The following is a 1,845-nucleotide window of genomic DNA, read 5'->3' as shown; positions in this document are numbered from 1 at the left end:
CGTCAGTGTCGTTAGTATTAGTCATCGCTAAAACAGCAGCTTAATGTTGACCATGTCGCTAATATCAATATGCAAGCGAACAGCCGGATTAACATCACTTAACCGAGTCGATACTTGGCTGCTCATGTCAATTAACTGCAAACTAACCGATAACCAGTCTGTATGATTATCAATGCGATAACTCACCGCTATTGCGAGAATAAATAACGCGGCTAGCGCGATAAGCTGTCTACGTTGAATAAAAGTCATAGAATGTCCTTACTCAGTTAAATGTTTGGTTATTTGCTTCGTTATTGATTTAGCTATCGACTTAATTATCAACTTAGCTATCGGATTTGAATCGTGGGATCATTTTTAAAGGTCTCGGTACCGGATATCACCCATACGTCACCTGCTTCACCGCCTTCAAGCACTTCAACCTGGCTCATACTGCGTGCGCCCAATTTAACGACTTTCTTATGAGCAACAGCGTCACTCACTTGATACGCCACTTCGCCGCCCATATTGAGAAAATCACCGCGTTTCACTATCAATACATTGGGTCTGTTTTCCAGTAAGACTCGGGCAGACAACCGCTGATTTTGACGTAACGATAAAGTGTTACTGTCAGCAAAACGCACTCGGGCAGTCACTTCACGATTACGGACTTCGGGTGAAATTGACGACAATTGGCCAACCACATTCACGTTGCCAAAACTCAACTCGACATCCATCCCTAAACCCAGTTCATCGGCATAAGACTCTGGCACGGCTAACTCAGCTTCAAAAGCAGATAAATCGACCACAGTTAATATTGGTTGGCTGGCGGCAATACGGGCTTTTTGCTCCACCAGCCAGTTACCAATAATGCCGCTAACTGGCGCGATAATACTCAAGGCGTTGGCTTGACGAGTTAACTCTCTCACCACTAGCGCCTGGCGTTGTACTTCAAGGGTGCGGTTTTTAATTTCAAAACTGAGGGTATCGCGCATAAGCTCGACTTCCTGCTGGGCATGCTTATGCAGTAATTTGGCTTTGTGTAAATCATCTTTGCTTTTTTCAAAATCGATTTTGCTGATCAAACTCGACTCAATCAGTTGATCGCCACGACGACTTTCACGATCTGCGGCTTCTAAATCCACTTTCGCCATGTCTAAAATCTGGCTAACACGCAATTGCTCACGGCGGGCATCTAACTTGGCGCGCTCTAAACTACCTTGCATCCCTTCAAGCATCGACTGCTGTTGTTGCAATTCACTTTGTAAACGCGGGCTCTCAATCTTGGCCACCACTTGCCCCAGCTCAACTTCATCACCAGGTTGACTTAATAGCGTCACCACACCTTCTTCCGTGCTATATAAAATGGGCGCATTGGCCGCCACAATTTTACCGGTAGTGGCAATATCACGCACCAAAGTGCCAAGGGTTAAGGTTGCCAAACGTAAATCTGCACCATCAACCGAGCGTTGATTACTGTCATGACTTAAACTCGCCCACACCAACGCGCTCATCAATATGGCGCCGCAACCTATCATCAAGGGTAAGCGCAATTTACGACCTAACTTAGGCGCAATAACAGTATCTTGGCTACTTGTGTCTTTAATCATCTCAGGTCCTTAGGTAACGCGCTGACGCACCCACCTCTTCACATTTATACCAAGATAAAGCACAAGCCATGCCAATAGTTATTTATTGTTATTTTTCAGAATGATAATGATTTATAAAGATAACCGAACACCCTAAAAGTGTCCGCGGACAGCGTTGAAAACTGTCCGGTTATTGAGAAAGTGTCCGAGCGGACACTTATGGTTTGCTTTGTACTTATGTACTTTTGTACTTTATGGCCTGCGGCCACTACCGCTTAAG

General features: G+C 45.0%; 2 protein-coding genes. Both read right to left on the bottom strand.

All coding sequences use genetic code 11. The features are described 5' to 3' along the window. Positions 1-27: 27 nt before the first annotated feature. A complete protein-coding gene (locus CXF78_RS16050; RefSeq protein ID WP_102037345.1) occupies positions 28-249 on the bottom strand; it encodes a hypothetical protein in 222 nt (73 codons plus the stop codon). 77 nt (positions 250-326) lie between these two features. Continuing rightward, positions 327-1,586, bottom strand: a complete 1,260-nt coding sequence (locus CXF78_RS16045; RefSeq protein ID WP_102037344.1) for an efflux RND transporter periplasmic adaptor subunit — start codon at positions 1,584-1,586, stop codon at positions 327-329. Between the last annotated feature and the right edge of the window lie 259 nt (positions 1,587-1,845).

The organism is Shewanella sp. 11B5, assembly GCF_002836795.1.
In the GTDB taxonomy this organism is placed as follows: domain Bacteria; phylum Pseudomonadota; class Gammaproteobacteria; order Enterobacterales; family Shewanellaceae; genus Shewanella; species Shewanella frigidimarina.
The sequence above is the reverse complement of the archived record's forward strand: the minus strand, read 5'-3'. Positions and strand labels throughout refer to the sequence as shown.

Bases quoted from the DNA above. Each gene is read 5' to 3' on its own strand.
- CXF78_RS16045 (WP_102037344.1), bottom strand. From the start codon at position 1,586: ATGATTAAAGACACAAGTAGCCAAGATACTGTTATTGCGCCTAAGTTA.
- CXF78_RS16050 (WP_102037345.1), bottom strand. From the start codon at position 249: ATGACTTTTATTCAACGTAGACAGCTTATCGCGCTAGCCGCGTTATTT.